This window comes from Dorea sp. 210702-DFI.3.17 (genome assembly GCF_020560825.1).
Lineage (GTDB): Bacteria > Bacillota > Clostridia > Lachnospirales > Lachnospiraceae > Dorea > Dorea formicigenerans.
Map to the genome: position 1 here is coordinate 269,526 of NZ_JAJCNB010000001.1, position 15,784 is coordinate 285,309.

At 42.0% G+C, this 15,784-nt stretch carries 11 protein-coding genes; all 11 read right to left on the reverse strand.

Annotated elements, in window-relative coordinates; genetic code table 11:
* Positions 1 to 28: 28 nt before the first annotated feature.
* The 11 genes from LI149_RS01300 to argH all read right to left on the reverse strand — a co-directional run bounded on the left by LI149_RS01300 (position 29) and on the right by argH (position 15,766).
* A complete protein-coding gene (locus LI149_RS01300; RefSeq protein WP_147566935.1) occupies positions 29 to 1,180 on the reverse strand; it encodes a sodium ion-translocating decarboxylase subunit beta in 1,152 nt (383 codons plus the stop codon).
* A 34-nt stretch (positions 1,181 to 1,214) separates the two neighbouring features.
* Positions 1,215 to 1,580, reverse strand: coding sequence for a biotin/lipoyl-containing protein (locus LI149_RS01305; RefSeq protein WP_005332914.1), 366 nt, complete (start codon positions 1,578 to 1,580; stop codon positions 1,215 to 1,217).
* A gap of 23 nt (positions 1,581 to 1,603) precedes the next feature.
* On the reverse strand, positions 1,604 to 2,374 hold the full coding sequence (locus tag LI149_RS01310; protein WP_227078394.1) for an OadG family transporter subunit: 771 nt from the start codon (positions 2,372 to 2,374) through the stop codon (positions 1,604 to 1,606).
* A gap of 14 nt (positions 2,375 to 2,388) precedes the next feature.
* Entirely contained in the window at positions 2,389 to 3,828 is a 1,440-nt protein-coding gene (locus LI149_RS01315; RefSeq protein WP_227142895.1) for an acyl-CoA carboxylase subunit beta, read from the reverse strand.
* Positions 3,829 to 4,040: 212 nt separating this feature from the next.
* Positions 4,041 to 6,029: a 2-isopropylmalate synthase gene (locus LI149_RS01320; protein ID WP_005336221.1), complete on the reverse strand. Its 1,989-nt coding sequence runs from the start codon at positions 6,027 to 6,029 to the stop codon at positions 4,041 to 4,043.
* A gap of 172 nt (positions 6,030 to 6,201) precedes the next feature.
* Positions 6,202 to 7,791 (reverse strand): sodium:solute symporter, encoded by a 1,590-nt coding sequence (locus LI149_RS01325; RefSeq protein ID WP_173785851.1) that lies wholly within the window; start codon positions 7,789 to 7,791, stop codon positions 6,202 to 6,204.
* 259 nt (positions 7,792 to 8,050) lie between these two features.
* Positions 8,051 to 8,719, reverse strand: a complete 669-nt coding sequence (locus tag LI149_RS01330; protein WP_005332919.1) for a UDP-N-acetylglucosamine pyrophosphorylase — start codon at positions 8,717 to 8,719, stop codon at positions 8,051 to 8,053.
* Between the two features lie 39 nt (positions 8,720 to 8,758).
* On the reverse strand, positions 8,759 to 10,978 hold the full coding sequence (locus tag LI149_RS01335) for a DNA topoisomerase (RefSeq protein WP_227142896.1): 2,220 nt from the start codon (positions 10,976 to 10,978) through the stop codon (positions 8,759 to 8,761).
* A gap of 88 nt (positions 10,979 to 11,066) precedes the next feature.
* On the reverse strand, positions 11,067 to 13,172 hold the full coding sequence (gene ppk1 / locus LI149_RS01340) for a polyphosphate kinase 1 (RefSeq protein WP_227142897.1): 2,106 nt from the start codon (positions 13,170 to 13,172) through the stop codon (positions 11,067 to 11,069).
* A 112-nt stretch (positions 13,173 to 13,284) separates the two neighbouring features.
* A complete protein-coding gene (asd, locus tag LI149_RS01345; RefSeq protein ID WP_005332942.1) occupies positions 13,285 to 14,370 on the reverse strand; it encodes an aspartate-semialdehyde dehydrogenase in 1,086 nt (361 codons plus the stop codon).
* 16 nt (positions 14,371 to 14,386) lie between these two features.
* Positions 14,387 to 15,766 carry an argininosuccinate lyase gene (gene argH, locus LI149_RS01350; protein ID WP_005332943.1) on the reverse strand — a complete coding sequence of 460 codons (1,380 nt, stop codon included), beginning with the start codon at positions 15,764 to 15,766 and terminating at the stop codon, positions 14,387 to 14,389.
* Between the last annotated feature and the right edge of the window lie 18 nt (positions 15,767 to 15,784).

Here is a 15,784-nt window from a genome sequence, read left to right on the forward strand (position 1 = left end):
CATATATTGTCAATTACAATATTGACTGTTACATTACTCCAAAGATTGCCATGAATGTACCTGCAGCTACGGCAGTACCGATAACACCAGCTACGTTCGGTCCCATTGCATGCATCAGAAGGAAGTTCGTTGGATCTGCCTCTGCACCGACCTTCTGAGATACACGCGCAGCCATAGGAACCGCGGATACTCCTGCTGAACCAATCAGAGGGTTTACTTTTCCATGTGTAACCGCACACATGATTTTACCAAATACAACTCCGGCTGCTGTACCAAATGCAAATGCGATCAGACCTAACACAACGATTTTCAATGTATCAAAGTTCAGGAATGCTTCCGCACTTGTTGTAGCTCCTACTGATGTACCAAGCAGGATAACTACAATATACATCAATGCATTGGATGCTGTCTCTGTCAACTGTCTAACGACGCCTGACTCACGGAACAGGTTACCAAGCATCAACATACCTACAAGTGGTGCTGTTGTTGGAAGAATGACGCAGACTACAATTGTAACAATAATCGGGAAGAGAATCTTCTCGAGTTTAGATACAGGTCTTAACTGTTCCATTCTGATCTTACGTTCTTTCTCCGTTGTAAGTAATTTCATAATCGGTGGCTGAATAATCGGCACCAGTGACATATAAGAATAGGCCGCCACTGCAATTGGTCCCATGATCGCCGTCTGCTGCAGTTTACCTGCGAGGAAGATAGATGTCGGTCCATCTGCTCCTCCAATAATTGAGATTGCTGCCGCTGCCTTGTCGGAGAATCCCATGCACATTGCTCCAAGGTATGCAGCAAAAATACCGAACTGTGCTGCTGCTCCAAGAAGGAAACTCTTTGGATTCGCAATCAACGGTCCAAAGTCTGTCATCGCACCTACTCCAAGGAAGATCAGTGACGGAAGAATTGACCACTCATCCAGCTTATAGAAATAGTAGAGAAGTCCACCCGTTCCATTTGATGCATCCTCTGCATGCAACATAATATCCGGATAGATATTTACAAGCAGCATACCAAATGCAATTGGCACAAGAAGCAGAGGCTCAAATCCATGTCTGATTGCCAGGTACAAGAAGAAACAAGCCACTGCAATCATGACCACATTGCCCCATGTAAGACTAAAAAACGCCGTCTGATGCACGAGGTTTCCTAATGTTGTTGTTATATATTCCATTTCTTAACCTCCAGTCGTATATGTGTCGGCAGTATTATTTCAATGTTGCTAATACTGCTCCGGATTCGATTGCATCACCAACAGCTACGTTGATGCTTGCTACAGTTCCATCTTCCGGTGCTACAACTGGGATTTCCATCTTCATTGCCTCGATTGTAAGAACAGCATCCCCCTTCTTCACTGCCTGACCTACAGTAGTGTCAAGTTTGAATACTTTTCCGGCTGCTCCTGCTTTTACTTCAATAGATCCGGCTGCTCCTGCTGCCGCTTTCGGTGCTGCCTTTGGAGCTGCTTTTGGTGCTGCTTTCGGTGCTGCTGGTGCAGGTGCTGCGCCTGCTCCTGTCTCTTCTACTGTTACATCATAAACATTACCATTCACTGTAATTGTATAATTTTTCATTCTGATATCCTCCTAATTACTCACTATGAATTCCATTTATTTGACGGACGGCGCTTAATGCTGCGGACAACAAATCCATCTGTCGTTGTCTCTTCTGCTGCTGCAATTGCTGCTGAAATAACAGCGATCAATTCCAGATCATCAGTTTCATCCACTTCTTCGACTGTCTCACTTACAGCCGCTTTCGTTTCTTCTTTCTTCTCATCTTTTTTCTTGCCAAATGCATTCTGGATTGCCGGAATGTATTTAAACAAAGAAATCAGGAATGAAATGAAGATCAGTACTGCAAATACAGTTCCCATTCCAAGCAGTGTATTTAAGCCTGCCTTTTCCATAATCTCTCCAAGTGAGAACTTCGCACTGACTGTCATACTTTCAAGGTATAAATCTTTATCAAACACAAATTCAATCGTAGCATCACGATCTTTGAACTGTGCCGGTACAGATACTGTCAGCTCATCATCTTTCGCTTCAAATGTATAATCTCCATGTCCGACATACTCACCGCATTCTTTGATTCCTGCCTGCCAGCTGTCAACTGCACCATCAAAGCTGTCCGGTGTGAACTTCAATCCAGACATCATGAACTGATACTCTTTGCTGAATTCGTTCTGGTCGTTCCACTGTGCCAGTGTATCACTGTCTACATTCTGGCAGTAGTTTATCAGAAACTCTGTCTCCTGCTCGATCATTGCCTCATCATATTCCAAAGTAGTCTGTGTCTTACCACATCCTGTCAGGCATACGATTGCGGTCATCATCAGGCAGAGCAATAAGCTAATCTTTTTCTTCACTTTGCCTCACCTCTCTAAACTGTTCCATGCTTTTTCATCGGGCTTTCTTCTCTTTTTGTAAATAACATCTCAAATGCTCCGATGACATATTTTCTAGTGTCAGCAGGCTGGATAATTGTATCTACATAACCTCTTCTTGCTGCGGAAACCGGACTGGACTGAAGCTTGGCATATTCTTTTGCTTTCTCGTTGATTGTCTCAGCATCAGCATCTGCATACATAATTTTTGCTGCAAGATCTGCTTCCATCATTCCGATTTCTGCTGTCGGCCATGCATAGACCATATCAGCACCAAGAGATTTACTGTTCATTGTCACATAAGCACTTCCAAATGCTTTTCCGATTACAACGTTAACTTTCGGTACAGTTGCATTTGCAAATGCATAAGTTAATTTTGCTGCTGCCTTTGCAAGGCTTCTTTCTGCACACATAGTTGCCGCAAATCCTGATACATTCGTCAGTGTAAGAACCGGAATATTAAATGCATCACAGAACTCTACGAATCTGGCTGCTTTTCTTGCGCCTCTTGCAGAAAGTGCTCCATCAAACTCTTCTACAACTTCTGCATTCTCATCATAAACTTTAGATCTGTTTGCAACAGCACCAACTGTCATACCATTCAAACGAATAAAGCCTGTTACCATGTCTTTCGCATGATTCTTCTGAGTCTCAAAGAATACATGATCATCTGCGATTTCAGCAAGGGCTATTGCTGTATCTTCTGTTGCATTTTCAATCTCTGAACATACACGATTCAGATCATCTGAACATTCTGTGTATGATGCATCTTCCTCATTATTACATGGTAAAATGCTTACTAATGTACGAATCTCTGAAAGAATCTCTTCTTCTGTTCCGACACCATCTACAAGACCTGTCTTTTCACTTTGGAATTTTGCAGAAGATGTATCACATTTATCTACTGTATTTCCTGGAATCGCATTCGGAGAATTTACGAATAACTTCGCATTCTTTTCTTCCATAAATGTAAAATCTGTAAGAGCTGGTACTAAGGACAAGCCTCCGCCACAGGTTCCGAAAATTGCTGTAATCTGTGGAATTACTCCTGATGCAAGTGATTGTTTTAAATATAATGTTCCAAATGCCTCAAGTGCGTCTGTTGCCTCCTGAAGTCTGAGACCTGCACAATCTACAAGTCCAATAACAGGAGCCCCCATCTTCATTGCCATATCATAAATGTTCGCGATCTTTCTGGCATGCATCTCACCAATTGATCCCTTCAATACTGAAGCGTCCTGGCTGTACACATATACCAGATTACCATCGATCACTCCATAACCGGTAATGACACCGTCTGCCGGAGTTTTCTTTTCCTGCATGTTGAAATCTGTTGTTCTGGCTGTTACTGCTCCGCCGATTTCAACAAAGCTGCCTGCATCAAGTAACTGTTCAATGCGATTACCTGCTGCATTTTCTGTTGCCATGTTGCCCATAATTTAGCCCTCCATTTTCTTTATTAAAATATGGTTATACCAAAATTTCGCCGAATTTATTATAACTTTTTTACCGAAAAATGGCAACGCCTACAAGGCACATTTGTTAAGGATTTGACAAATTTTGTTAATTATTTATGACTTTTGTTAAAAATCAAAAAGCGGTTTGGGCAATTAGCTCAAAACCGCTTTTATAGGTCTATAAATTCTGTTTATTTTTCATTTCTAAATTGAATTGGAGTCATATTATATGCCTTTTTGAACAATCGATTGAAATGCTCCACATTCTGATATCCGACAGATAATGCAATATTTTCCACTGTCATATTGCTGCTCTTAAGAAGTGCTCTTGCTTTCTTCATACGGATTTTCTTTACCAGTTCTCCAAATGTGACGCCGGATTTCTCCTTAATGTATTTGGAAATGTATGGTTTAGACAAGAAGAACTTCTCAGCAAGGTCATCTAATGTAATATCAATATAGTTCTCCTGAATATAATTCATAATTTCAATCATACGTGCGTCTTTACATGTATTGGAATTTCCAATCTCTTCCAGCTTATTAACTGCAACTGTGAGTGCCTCAATGGATGCCTTGATAATATCGGCGTCAATTCCAACACCCCAAAATGTCTTTCCTTGGCAGATTATACCAACATATGCAACAGCCTTGGAGGATGATCCTTTTGTCAGAGAATGTTCCTCGTAAAAGCTCAGTTCATAGCTGACGTTGAAATACTGTTTGATTGCATTACTGACCGCATCCAAACGTCCATTACCCGTTGCAGTGATGACCTGACTCTCTTTCTCATGATTGATCGTAACCTCAGCTGTAATTCCATTGACCTGTTTGAAATGACACTCGTCAATATGGAATACCGGTTTCGTATTAATGTAGTTATCAGAGAAAATCTGATATACAAGTTCCGGAGTCAGCTCTTTATGTGCACGGTCAGAAATACCTTTCACAAGATATCCGACTTCCTCACGCATCTCTTTTGGAAGATTGATTCCATGGCTCTGTTTCAGAATGTAGTTCACACCACCTTTACCAGACTGGCTGTTGATGCGGATAACATCTGAATCGTATTTTCTTCCAACATCCTGTGGATCGATCGGCAGATATGGAACTGTCCATGTATCGCACTTCTTCTCTTCTCTCCACGCCATTCCTTTTGCAATAGCATCCTGATGTGATCCTGAAAATGCTGTAAATACCAAATCTCCTGCATACGGCTGACGCTCATAGACATGCATTCTTGTCAGTCTCTCATAAGTTTCGCGAATATGGTGCATATCAGTAAAATCAAGCTTTGGATCTACTCCGTGAGAGAACATATTTAAACCTAATGTCACAATATCTACATTACCGGTACGCTCTCCATTTCCAAATAATGTACCTTCGATACGGTCAGCTCCTGCCAGAATTCCAAGTTCCGCAGTTGCAACACCACAGCCACGGTCATTGTGTGGATGAAGGCTTAATACAACATTATCTCTGTATTTCAGATTTTTATCTACATACTCTAACTGGCACGCAAATACATGTGGAATCGCATTTTCAACGGTTGTCGGAATATTGATGATTGCCTTGTTGTCCGCACTTGGTTTCCATACGTCCAAGACTGCATTACAAACTTCGACCGCATAATCAACCTCTGTTCCAGAGAAACTCTCCGGGCTGTATTCAAATGTAAAGTTACCATCTGTCTCATTTGCCAGCTTCAGAAGTAATTCTGCTCCATCGACTGCAATCTTCTTGATCTGCTCTTTACTTTTTCTGAATACTTGCTCTCTCTGTGCAACAGATGTGGAGTTGTACAGATGGATCACTGCATGAGGCGCGCCCTTAACAGCTTCAAATGTCTTCTTAATAATATGCTCTCTTGCCTGAGTCAGTACCTGAACGGTCACATCATCTGGGATCATATTCTTCTCAATCAGCGTTCTCATGAACTTGTACTCGGTATCGGATGCTGCCGGGAATCCAACCTCAATCTCCTTAAATCCGATATCTACTAACATCTGGAAGAACTCCAACTTTTCCTCAAGACTCATTGGCTCGATCAGCGCCTGGTTACCATCTCGCAGGTCAACACTACACCATACCGGCGGTTTTTCAATCTCTGTCTTCTTCACCCAATCATATGTGACGACCGGTGGCATAAAATAAGTCTTTTCGTACTTTTCAAAATTATTCATATCTATCACCCTTCCAAATTAATTTTCATCAAATTAGTTGTCTTTTTTTAAGACTCACTCATACTAACACAGGAATAAAAAAAAGGAAAGTGACATATTTAATCACTTTCCTTGATTTTTTTTAATATTCTTATGCTTTTTTGAGTTCAAGACTCAATTTTTCTGTCATTTTTTACTCATCCTCAAGAGCTTCTTTTCTTGTCGTCATAACTTTCTCTTCATAACATGCAAACAGATCATCGATTACTTTCTTCTCCTGTTTCTTTGTAAAAAGACTTACAACCGGAACAAGAATAAGTCCACCGACCATAGCGATCACACCGGAATTGATTGAAGATTTGAAAATGTATCCAAGTACCGGTCCCCAGCCGCTCACATCAACTCCTCCAAGTGTAATGACAAGCTGGATCACTGCTACTGCACAGCCCCATATAAAACAAACAAATGCAGAAGCTTTTGTCACGCCTTTCCAGTATAATCCATATAAGAACGGTGCCAAAAATGATCCTGCAAGAGCGCCCCAGGAAACTCCCATCATCTGTGCGATAAATGTTACTTCCGGATGTGCATCTTTAAAGATTGCAATCACTGCCGATACAAAAATAAAAAATACAATAAACACTCTCATAACAAACACCTGCTTTTTCTCAGACATTTCTTTCTTAGATGCAGGCTTGATCACATCCAGTGTAAATGTAGAACTTGATGTCAGCACCAGTGATGAAAGGGTGGACATAGATGCGGATAATACAAGCACAATGACCACCGCTATGACAAGTGCCGGAAGTGTAGATAACATGGTCGGCACAATGGTGTCAAACAGCGGTTTTCCAGTGGCTGTATTGATGGTTACTTTATTTGCATACAGTCTTCCGAATCCTCCAAGGAAATAACAGCCTCCGGCAACAATAATGGCAAACACTGTGGATATAACTGTTCCTTTATGTATATCTTTCTCGCTCTTAATGGCATAAAATTTGCCGACCATCTGTGGCAGCCCCCATGTTCCAAGGGAAGTCAGAATTACCACAAATAAAAGCGCCAGCGGATCCGGTCCAAGAAACGCGGTGTATGCTCCCTGCCAGCCCGCGTCGCCTGTCACAGAAGCCAACGCCTTTGTTGCCTCCTGAAATCCTCCATTGTCGGCAAGTACTGCTCCGATTACTGCGCAGATTCCAAACAGCATAATGATTCCCTGAATAAAATCATTGATCGCCGTTGCCATGTATCCACCGAAAATAACATAGAATCCAGTCAGTACCGCCATAATTAAAATAACAAGCCAGTACGGAATATCAAACACAAGTCCAAAGAGACTGGAAAGTCCATTGTATAAGGACGCCGTGTACGGAATCAGGAAAATGAATACAATGACCGATGCCGTTACCTTAAGCGGCACACTGTCAAATCTCTTACCAAAGAAATCCGGCATCGTCTTAGCATCTACATGCTGTGTCATAATACGGGTTCTTCTTCCAAGCACATTCCATGCAAGCAATGACCCGATAAATGCATTTCCAAGTCCTGCCCACGTACTGGCAAGGCCAAAATTCCATCCAAACTGTCCCGCATAGCCTACAAAAATAACAGCTGAAAAATATGACGTTCCAAATGCAAAAGCCGTCAGCCACGGACCAACACCACGCCCTCCAAGAACAAAACCATTCACATCTGTCGCATGCTTTCTGGAATAAAATCCGACATAAATCATAATCGCAAAGAACACGACAAGCAAGATAATACATAATATTTCCTTTGACATCTCTCATTCCTCCAAATAACTAGTCTTTTGTTTGAATTCGTTGCTTTAAACCGTTGCGCTTTAAAGCGTTAAAGTCTTTCTATACAATACCATACGGGAAATGTATTGTCAATATAGAGAACTTATTTTTTCTGTCACCTCTTCCGTTTTTTGGGGCACTGCCTTCCGCATGCCGGATATTTCTAAAAACACAGAAAGAGGCTGTACAATCGTGTACAGCCTCTCCTGTGTTTTTATATAATTGGATACATGCGGATTTTTAATATTTCTCTACTACTTCACCCTGCTTTTTGTAGATACTGTTTGCAGGTACGAATCCTCTGACACTGGACAGCGGGTAGATATTGCTGTGGCTTCCGACTACACTTCCCGGATTCAATACTGTTCCGCAGCCAACTTCTACTTCATCACCGAGCATGGCTCCGAATTTCTTGATTCCGGTCTCAATCTGTCCTTCTGGCGATTTTACTACGACCAGTTTCTTGTCTGATTTTACATTGGAAGTGATAGATCCTGCTCCCATATGTGCTTTGTATCCAAGTACGGAATCTCCAACATAGTTGTAATGTGGAACCTGTACTTTATTGAACAGTATAACATTCTTAAGTTCTGTAGAGTTTCCGACTACGGCTCCCTCTCCTACAATTGCATTGCCACGGATAAATGCGCAGTGGCGAACCTCTGCATCTTTTCCGATGATAGCCGGTCCGTGGATATATGCTGATTCAAATACTTTTGCAGATTTTGCAATCCACACATTTTCTCCTACTTTATCATACTCGTCTGCCGGAAGTGTCTCTCCCAGTTTTACAATGAAATCACTAATCTTCGGAAGTACTTCCCATGGGTAAGTCACTCCTTCAAAGATATCCTTTGCAATTGTCTCATTAAGATTATACATCTTTGCTACTGTCATTTCTTCGAACATTTCTAAACTCCTCCTGCTCACAGTTTACTTATTATTTTTTTAATCTTTTTTATTGTATCTATTTGCTGTCTTTGTACTCTTTCTTCCACTAGACTTACTACCCGATTTTGCACTGGTCTTTGTTCCACTCTTTGCACGCCCGGATTTTGCGTACTTCGTCGTCTGCTTCTCATTCTTATAAAACGGTGCAACCCGGTCATAACAAGCTCGGAGCTGATATTGATTATTCAGTCCTTTGACGCCTTCCGTGCGGCTGGACACAAAGCGGTCCAGTTTCATCATATACTCGTCAGAGGTGATATCTCCGTCAGCCACATAGGTCAGCCCCTTCTCCCAGCTTGCTGTCAGCTCCGGATTCAAAAGCGACCGTACAGAATGGTCAACCACATCATAGATCATTTCTCCAAGCATGGTCGGTGTGACAATCTGTGTCTTCTTATTGAGTGCCAGATATTTATTGTTAAAAAGCTTCTTTAGGATTTCACCTCTGGTCGCACTGGTTCCGATTCCACTTCCTTTAATCTGTGCGCGAAGCTCTTCGTCTTCGATCAATTGTCCTGCATTTTCCATAGCAAGGATCAGGGAACCGGAATTATAGCGTTTCGGTGGAGATGTCTTTCCTTCCTTAATCTCCATTCCCTGGATTGGGAGAGTCATCCCTTTCTTCAGGCTTTGGATTTTTTCAAAAAATGCCTGGGAAGATGCCATATCTTCGTTACCGTCACCATTGTCACCCGAATTGTTATCACCGAAACCATCACCTGTTTCTGCGGAAGTCACACTTCCACTTACATTTCTGTCTTCTGCTCCTGCAGCACTGCCAGATTCTCCCTTCTTTTCTCCCGGAACTCCAACAACTTTTAAGTAGCCAGGCTCTGCCAGTACTTTAAAGCTTGCAAAGAAAGACTCTTCTTTTACCTTTGTCGTAATGGCAACCTTCTGATAAACCGCCGCCGGATAAAATATACTTAAAAATCGTCTTACGATTACATCATAGACCGCCCGTGACGTCCAGGAAAGTCCACTTAGCGCACTCATTCCCTGCCCGGTCGGAATAATCGCATAGTGGTCTGTGATCTGCTTGTCATTGACATATCTTGTCTTTACAAGCCCTTTATGACTTCCAAATGAAACAATTTCCTGTAAAAATGGTACGGCAGGCTCATACTTCATAAGGCCGTTCAGGTTCTTATGTATCTCTTTTGCTACTGCAGTAGAAAGTACACGCGCATCTGTTCTCGGATAAGTTGTCAGCTTCTTTTCGTAAAGCTCCTGAGCAATCTTAAGTGTCTCGTCCGGACTGATCTTGAATCTCTTAGAGCATTCATTTTGAAGTTCCGCAAGATTAAATAAAAGCGGCGGATTTTTCTTTTCTTTTTTCTTCTCAATGGACGCAATCTGACCTATTACCGGTTGTTCCTGCGTCAGATAATCTATGACCTGCTGCGCCTTTTCGCGCTCTTTAAATCCATTTTCCTTATATAGATCAAATGACTCGAACCACTTGGAACCCTTTACTGCGCGCCATTCTCCTTCAAATGTCTGACCCTGTTCTCCAATTGTCGCAAGAATACGATAAAACGGTGTCTCGATGAACTCACGAATCTCGCGTTCTCTTCTTACCACCATTCCAAGAACACAAGTCATTACACGCCCTACAGAAACAACTGAGTAATCCGTTCCAAGATAATTAGAAATGCTATTTCCATATTTTAATGTCAATAATCTTGAAAAATTGATTCCCATGAGATAATCTTCCTTGGCTCGCAGATAAGCAGCACTTGCCAGATTGTCATACTCACTTAAATCCTTTGCCTCGCGGATTCCTCGCAGTATTTCCTCCTCTGTCTGGGAATCGATCCACACTCTTCGTCTATTTTTTCCATGCACCTGCGCCTGTTGTTCTACCAGACGGTAAATATATTCTCCCTCACGTCCTGAATCGGTACAGACATAGATCGTCTCTACATCCGGTCGGTTCAAAAGCCCTGCTACAATCTTATACTGTTTCGCCACCGACGGTATAACTTCATATTTGAATCTTGTCGGTATAAACGGCAGCGTCTGAAGACTCCATTTTTTCAAGGCAGGATCATACTCCTCCGGATAACTCATAGTCACCAGATGTCCTACACACCAGGTCACAATGGAATCCTCTGATTCCAGATACCCGTCCTGCCTTCTGGTGTTCAGCTTCAATGCCTTCGCAAACTCCTGTGCAACACTGGGTTTCTCAGCTATATATAGTGATTTCCCCATATTTATTACGTTAACTCCTTACTTTACCTTTTTTATTAATTACATCCGAATTCTTATCATCCTCATAGAATACTGGCAAATTAATTTTTTACCTGCTGAATATCCGTCCGATTCTCTTCAATAAACCAATTTTCTCCGGTAATTCCTGTGGCGGTTTTGCCTGCAATGCCTCTTGCATAAAGACATTCTGTGAATCAATATACGGTTCTTTCTGCTCTTTACGCCTGTATTTTCCGTCACTTCCAAGAACTCTTGCTTTTACATTATCACTTAACATCACTTTCAAATAGTGATTGATCTGCCTGCGGATATCCTGATCCAGTATTGGGGCAGCTACTTCTACACGCTTCTCAGTATTACGTGTCATCATGTCTGCTGATCCAATATAAATCTTCTGATCATTTCCACTTCCAAAACTGAAAATACGCGGATGCTCCAAATATCTTCCAACAACACTCATCACACGGACATTGTCCGTATAGCCAGTTACGCCCGGCAAAATACAACAGATTCCCCGCACGATCAGATCCACTTTCACTCCTGAGCGTGATGCTTCTGATACTTTCTGTATAAAATCTACATCCGTAACAGAATTCATTTTCATAATGATCCGCCCATTAGAACCTTTTTTGATTTCCTCATCCATCAGATAAAGAATCTTCTGCTTCAGGCTGGTCGGTGATACGATCAAATAATCATATTGTCCTGCCAGATTACCAATTGACATATTTTTAAAGAATTCTGCCGCATCTTTCCCTATTGCCGGATTTGCTGTCATAAGCGACAGATCTGTATACATTGCCGCTGTTTTTTCATTGTAATTACCAGTTCCAATCTGTGTAATATACTGGATTTCTCCGCGGCTTCTATAAGTAATAAGACAGATCTTTGAATGCACCTTATAACCGTCAAATCCATAGATCACACGGCACCCTGCTTCTTCCAGGCGCTCAGACCAGTCAATATTATTCTGCTCATCAAATCTTGCACGCAGTTCGATCAGAACCGTTACTTCTTTTCCGTTTTCTGCTGCCGCACACAGATATTCTACCAGCCTTGCTTTCTTTGCCAGACGATAAATCGTAATCTTGATCGTCATAACATCCGGATTCACCGACGCTTCTTTTATAAGGCGCAAAAACGGATCCATACTCTCATACGGATAGAATAACAGGATATCTTTTTTCTTTATCTGGCGCATCACATTACCTGCTGCCACATGTCCACTGTTCTGTGGCGAAAATGGCGTATAAGTCAGAGAGCGTTTCATAGCTTCCGGTAAATTCCCACTGATACCAAAAATGTAATCTAATTTCATCGGCATCTTTGTTCGAAAAATCTGATTCGGCTCAATCTCAAACTTCTCACAGAAATATTTCTGTGTCTCTTCAGACAGTTTATTTGCAGTCTCCAGTCTGACTACCGCCATACGGCGGCGTTTGTGAATAGTCTGCTGCATAAGATACCGGAAGTCATCCGTCACTTCCAAAGCCTCGTCATCCGGAGACACATCAGCATTTCTCGTTACACAGATATAATTCGCTTCCGACACTTCGTACTTCGGAAATACCAGGTTCAGATGCTCCAGGATGACCTTTTCCATACGAATGTATCGGATATCATGTCCCGGAAGGCACAAAATGTCCGACACGAACTGTGGCACCGGAACAATTCCCATCATACTTTTGTTATCCATCTTCAAACTTGCCGTTACATACAATTCTTTATTCAAAAGATGCGGAAATGGATGATTCGCATCCACGATCTGAGGTGAAAGAATTGGTAATATCTGATTTTTAAAATAATGCTTTACATATTTCTTTTCCTGAGGCTCCAACTCTTTATAATCAAGCCCACAAACACCATATGGATGCAGTTCTTTCTTAATCTCAGCATAAGTCTTATCGCGCTCTTTATATAAAGGTGCAACTTCTGTCAGGATTGCATGGATCTGCTCCTGCGCTGTCATGCCGGACCGGCTGTCTTTTGCCTTGGCATCTGTGTGCACCATATCATAAAGACTTCCAACACGAATCATAAAGAATTCATCCAGATTGCTGGTGAAAATTGCAACGAATTTCATCCTTTCAAGAAGCGGCACCGACTCGTCCTGTGCCTCTTCCAGTACCCTTTGATTGAACTTAAGCCAAGATAACTCCCTGTTCTGGGTATAATTCAATAACTCTTTACTCATCAGCCTCGTCCCCCTTTTTCATATCTGCTTTCTATAATATATTTATAATTTTTCAGAAACAAATACAGCCAGTTTCTGTTTTATATAACTGGCTGCATTTCTGTTTTTATAATTATTTTGCCTGAATATAGCCTTTTGCTGTCAGAGCTTCTGCACAAAGCACAGCTCCGCCTGCTGCTCCACGGACTGTATTGTGTGAAAGTCCTACGAACTTAAAGTCGAACATAGAATCTTCTCTGAGACGTCCGATGGATACACCCATTCCGTTCTCATAGTCTACGTCTAATCTTACCTGTGGACGGTTATCCTCTTCCATGTAGCGGACAAACTGCTTTGGTGCACTTGGAAGTCCTGCCTCCTGCGGAAATCCTTTGAAGCTTTCCAGTTTCTCAATAAGCTGCTCTTTTGTAGGTTTCTTCTCAAAGTTGATAAATACTGCGGCTGTATGTCCGTTCAGAACCGGCACACGCAGACACTGGCATGTAATCTTCGGAGCATCTGCAAGTGTGATCTGTCCGTTCTCATATGTTCCAAGAACACGAAGCGGCTCCTGCTCGCTCTTTTCTTCCTCTCCACCGATGTATGGAATAATATTCTCTACCATCTCCGGCCACTCTTTGAATGTTTTACCTGCTCCGGAAATTGCCTGATATGTTGTAGCAACAACTTCTTTTGGTCCGAACTCTTTCCATGCCGCAAGGCAAGGTGTGTAACTCTGAATAGAGCAGTTTGGTTTTACTGCAATGAATCCGCGTGTTGTTCCAAGACGTTTTCTCTGATCATTGATCAGTTCAAAGTGGTCTGAGTTAATCTCCGGCACTACCATCGGAACATCTTTTGTCCAGCGGTGTGCACTGTTATTGGAGACAACCGGTGTCTCTGTCTTCGCATACGCTTCCTCGATTGCGCGAATCTCGTCTTTTGTCATATCAACTGCACTAAATACAAAGTCTACAGAAGAAGCTACTTTCTCGACTTCATTAACATTCGCAACGATCAGTTTCTTAACTCCTTCCGGCATCGGTGTATCCATTTTCCAGCGGTCTCCGATTGCTTCTTCATATGTCTTGCCTGCTGATCTCGGGCTGGCTGCAACTGTTACAACCTCGAACCATGGGTGGTTCTCCAGAAGTGCAATAAAGCGCTGTCCAACCATTCCTGTTGCTCCTAATATTCCGACTCTTAATTTCTGATCCATCTCATATGTCTCCCTTCTAATACTCTTCCATGTATTTTTTATAACTATCCACTGCTTCCTGCATCGGTTTCACACCCGGTGCACCAGTTGTATTACGTTTCTCTACACATGTCTTTAAACTGATTGCTTCATAGATATCTTCCTCGAATACAGGTGAAATCTTCTTATACTCCTCAAGTGGAAGATCATCCAACGGAATCTTCTTATCCAGACAAAGTAACACAAGCTGTCCTACGATTCCGTGTGCGTCTCTGAACGGAACTCCGTGATTCACAAGATAATCTGCTGCATCTGTCGCATTTGTAAATCCGTGCTTTGCACTCTCTTCCATGCGGTCATTCTTAAATGTCATCGTACGAAGCATGCCTGCAAATAACTGTAAGCATCCTTTTGTTGTATCGATTGCATCAAATGGAAGTTCTTTATCTTCCTGCATATCTTTGTTGTATGCAAGCGGAATTCCTTTCATTGTAACAAGAAGTCCGGTCAGTGCAGCATAGACACGTCCAGTCTTACCTCTTACAAGCTCTGCGATATCCGGATTCTTCTTCTGCGGCATAATACTGCTTCCGGTACTGTAAGCATCATCAATCTCAACAAACTTATATTCATTAGAATTCCAGATGATCACTTCCTCTGAGAAACGGCTCAGATGCATCATAATCATGGAAAGCGCTGACAAATACTCAATCAGATAATCTCTGTCAGAAACACCATCCATACTGTTCATAGTTGGTCCGTCAAATCCAAGAAGCTTTGCTGTATAGGCACGATCTAATGGGTAAGTCGTTCCTGCAAGGGCTCCGGATCCAAGCGGACATGTATTCATTCTTGCATAAATGTCTTTCATACGCTCATGATCCCTTTTGAACATCTCAAAATACGCGCCCATGTGGTGAGCCAGTGTGATTGGCTGTGCTTTCTGTAAATGTGTGAATCCCGGCATATATGTCTCAAGGTTATTCTCCATAATTCCAAGAATCGCCTCTAACATCTCCTTAATCAATGTATCTGTCTCCTGCACTTCATCACGGATATAAAGCTTCATATCCAGTGCAACCTGATCATTTCTGCTTCGTCCTGTATGAAGCTTCTTACCCGCATCTCCCACACGGTCAATCAGGTTTGCCTCAACAAAACTATGAATATCTTCATATTTATCAGTAATCTCAAGTTTTCCTGATTTCACATCATCAAGAATCCCCTGAAGTCCTGTAATAATAGTCTCTTTTTCTGCATCGGTCAGGATTCCCTGCTTTGCAAGCATGGTAACATGTGCCATACTTCCTTTGATATCCTGCTCATAAAATCTCTGGTCAAATGAGATAGATGCATTGAACTTATATACTAACTGGTCAGTCTCTTTTGTGAAACGGCCTCCCCATAATTGTGCCATAATCTCTTCCTTTCCGTC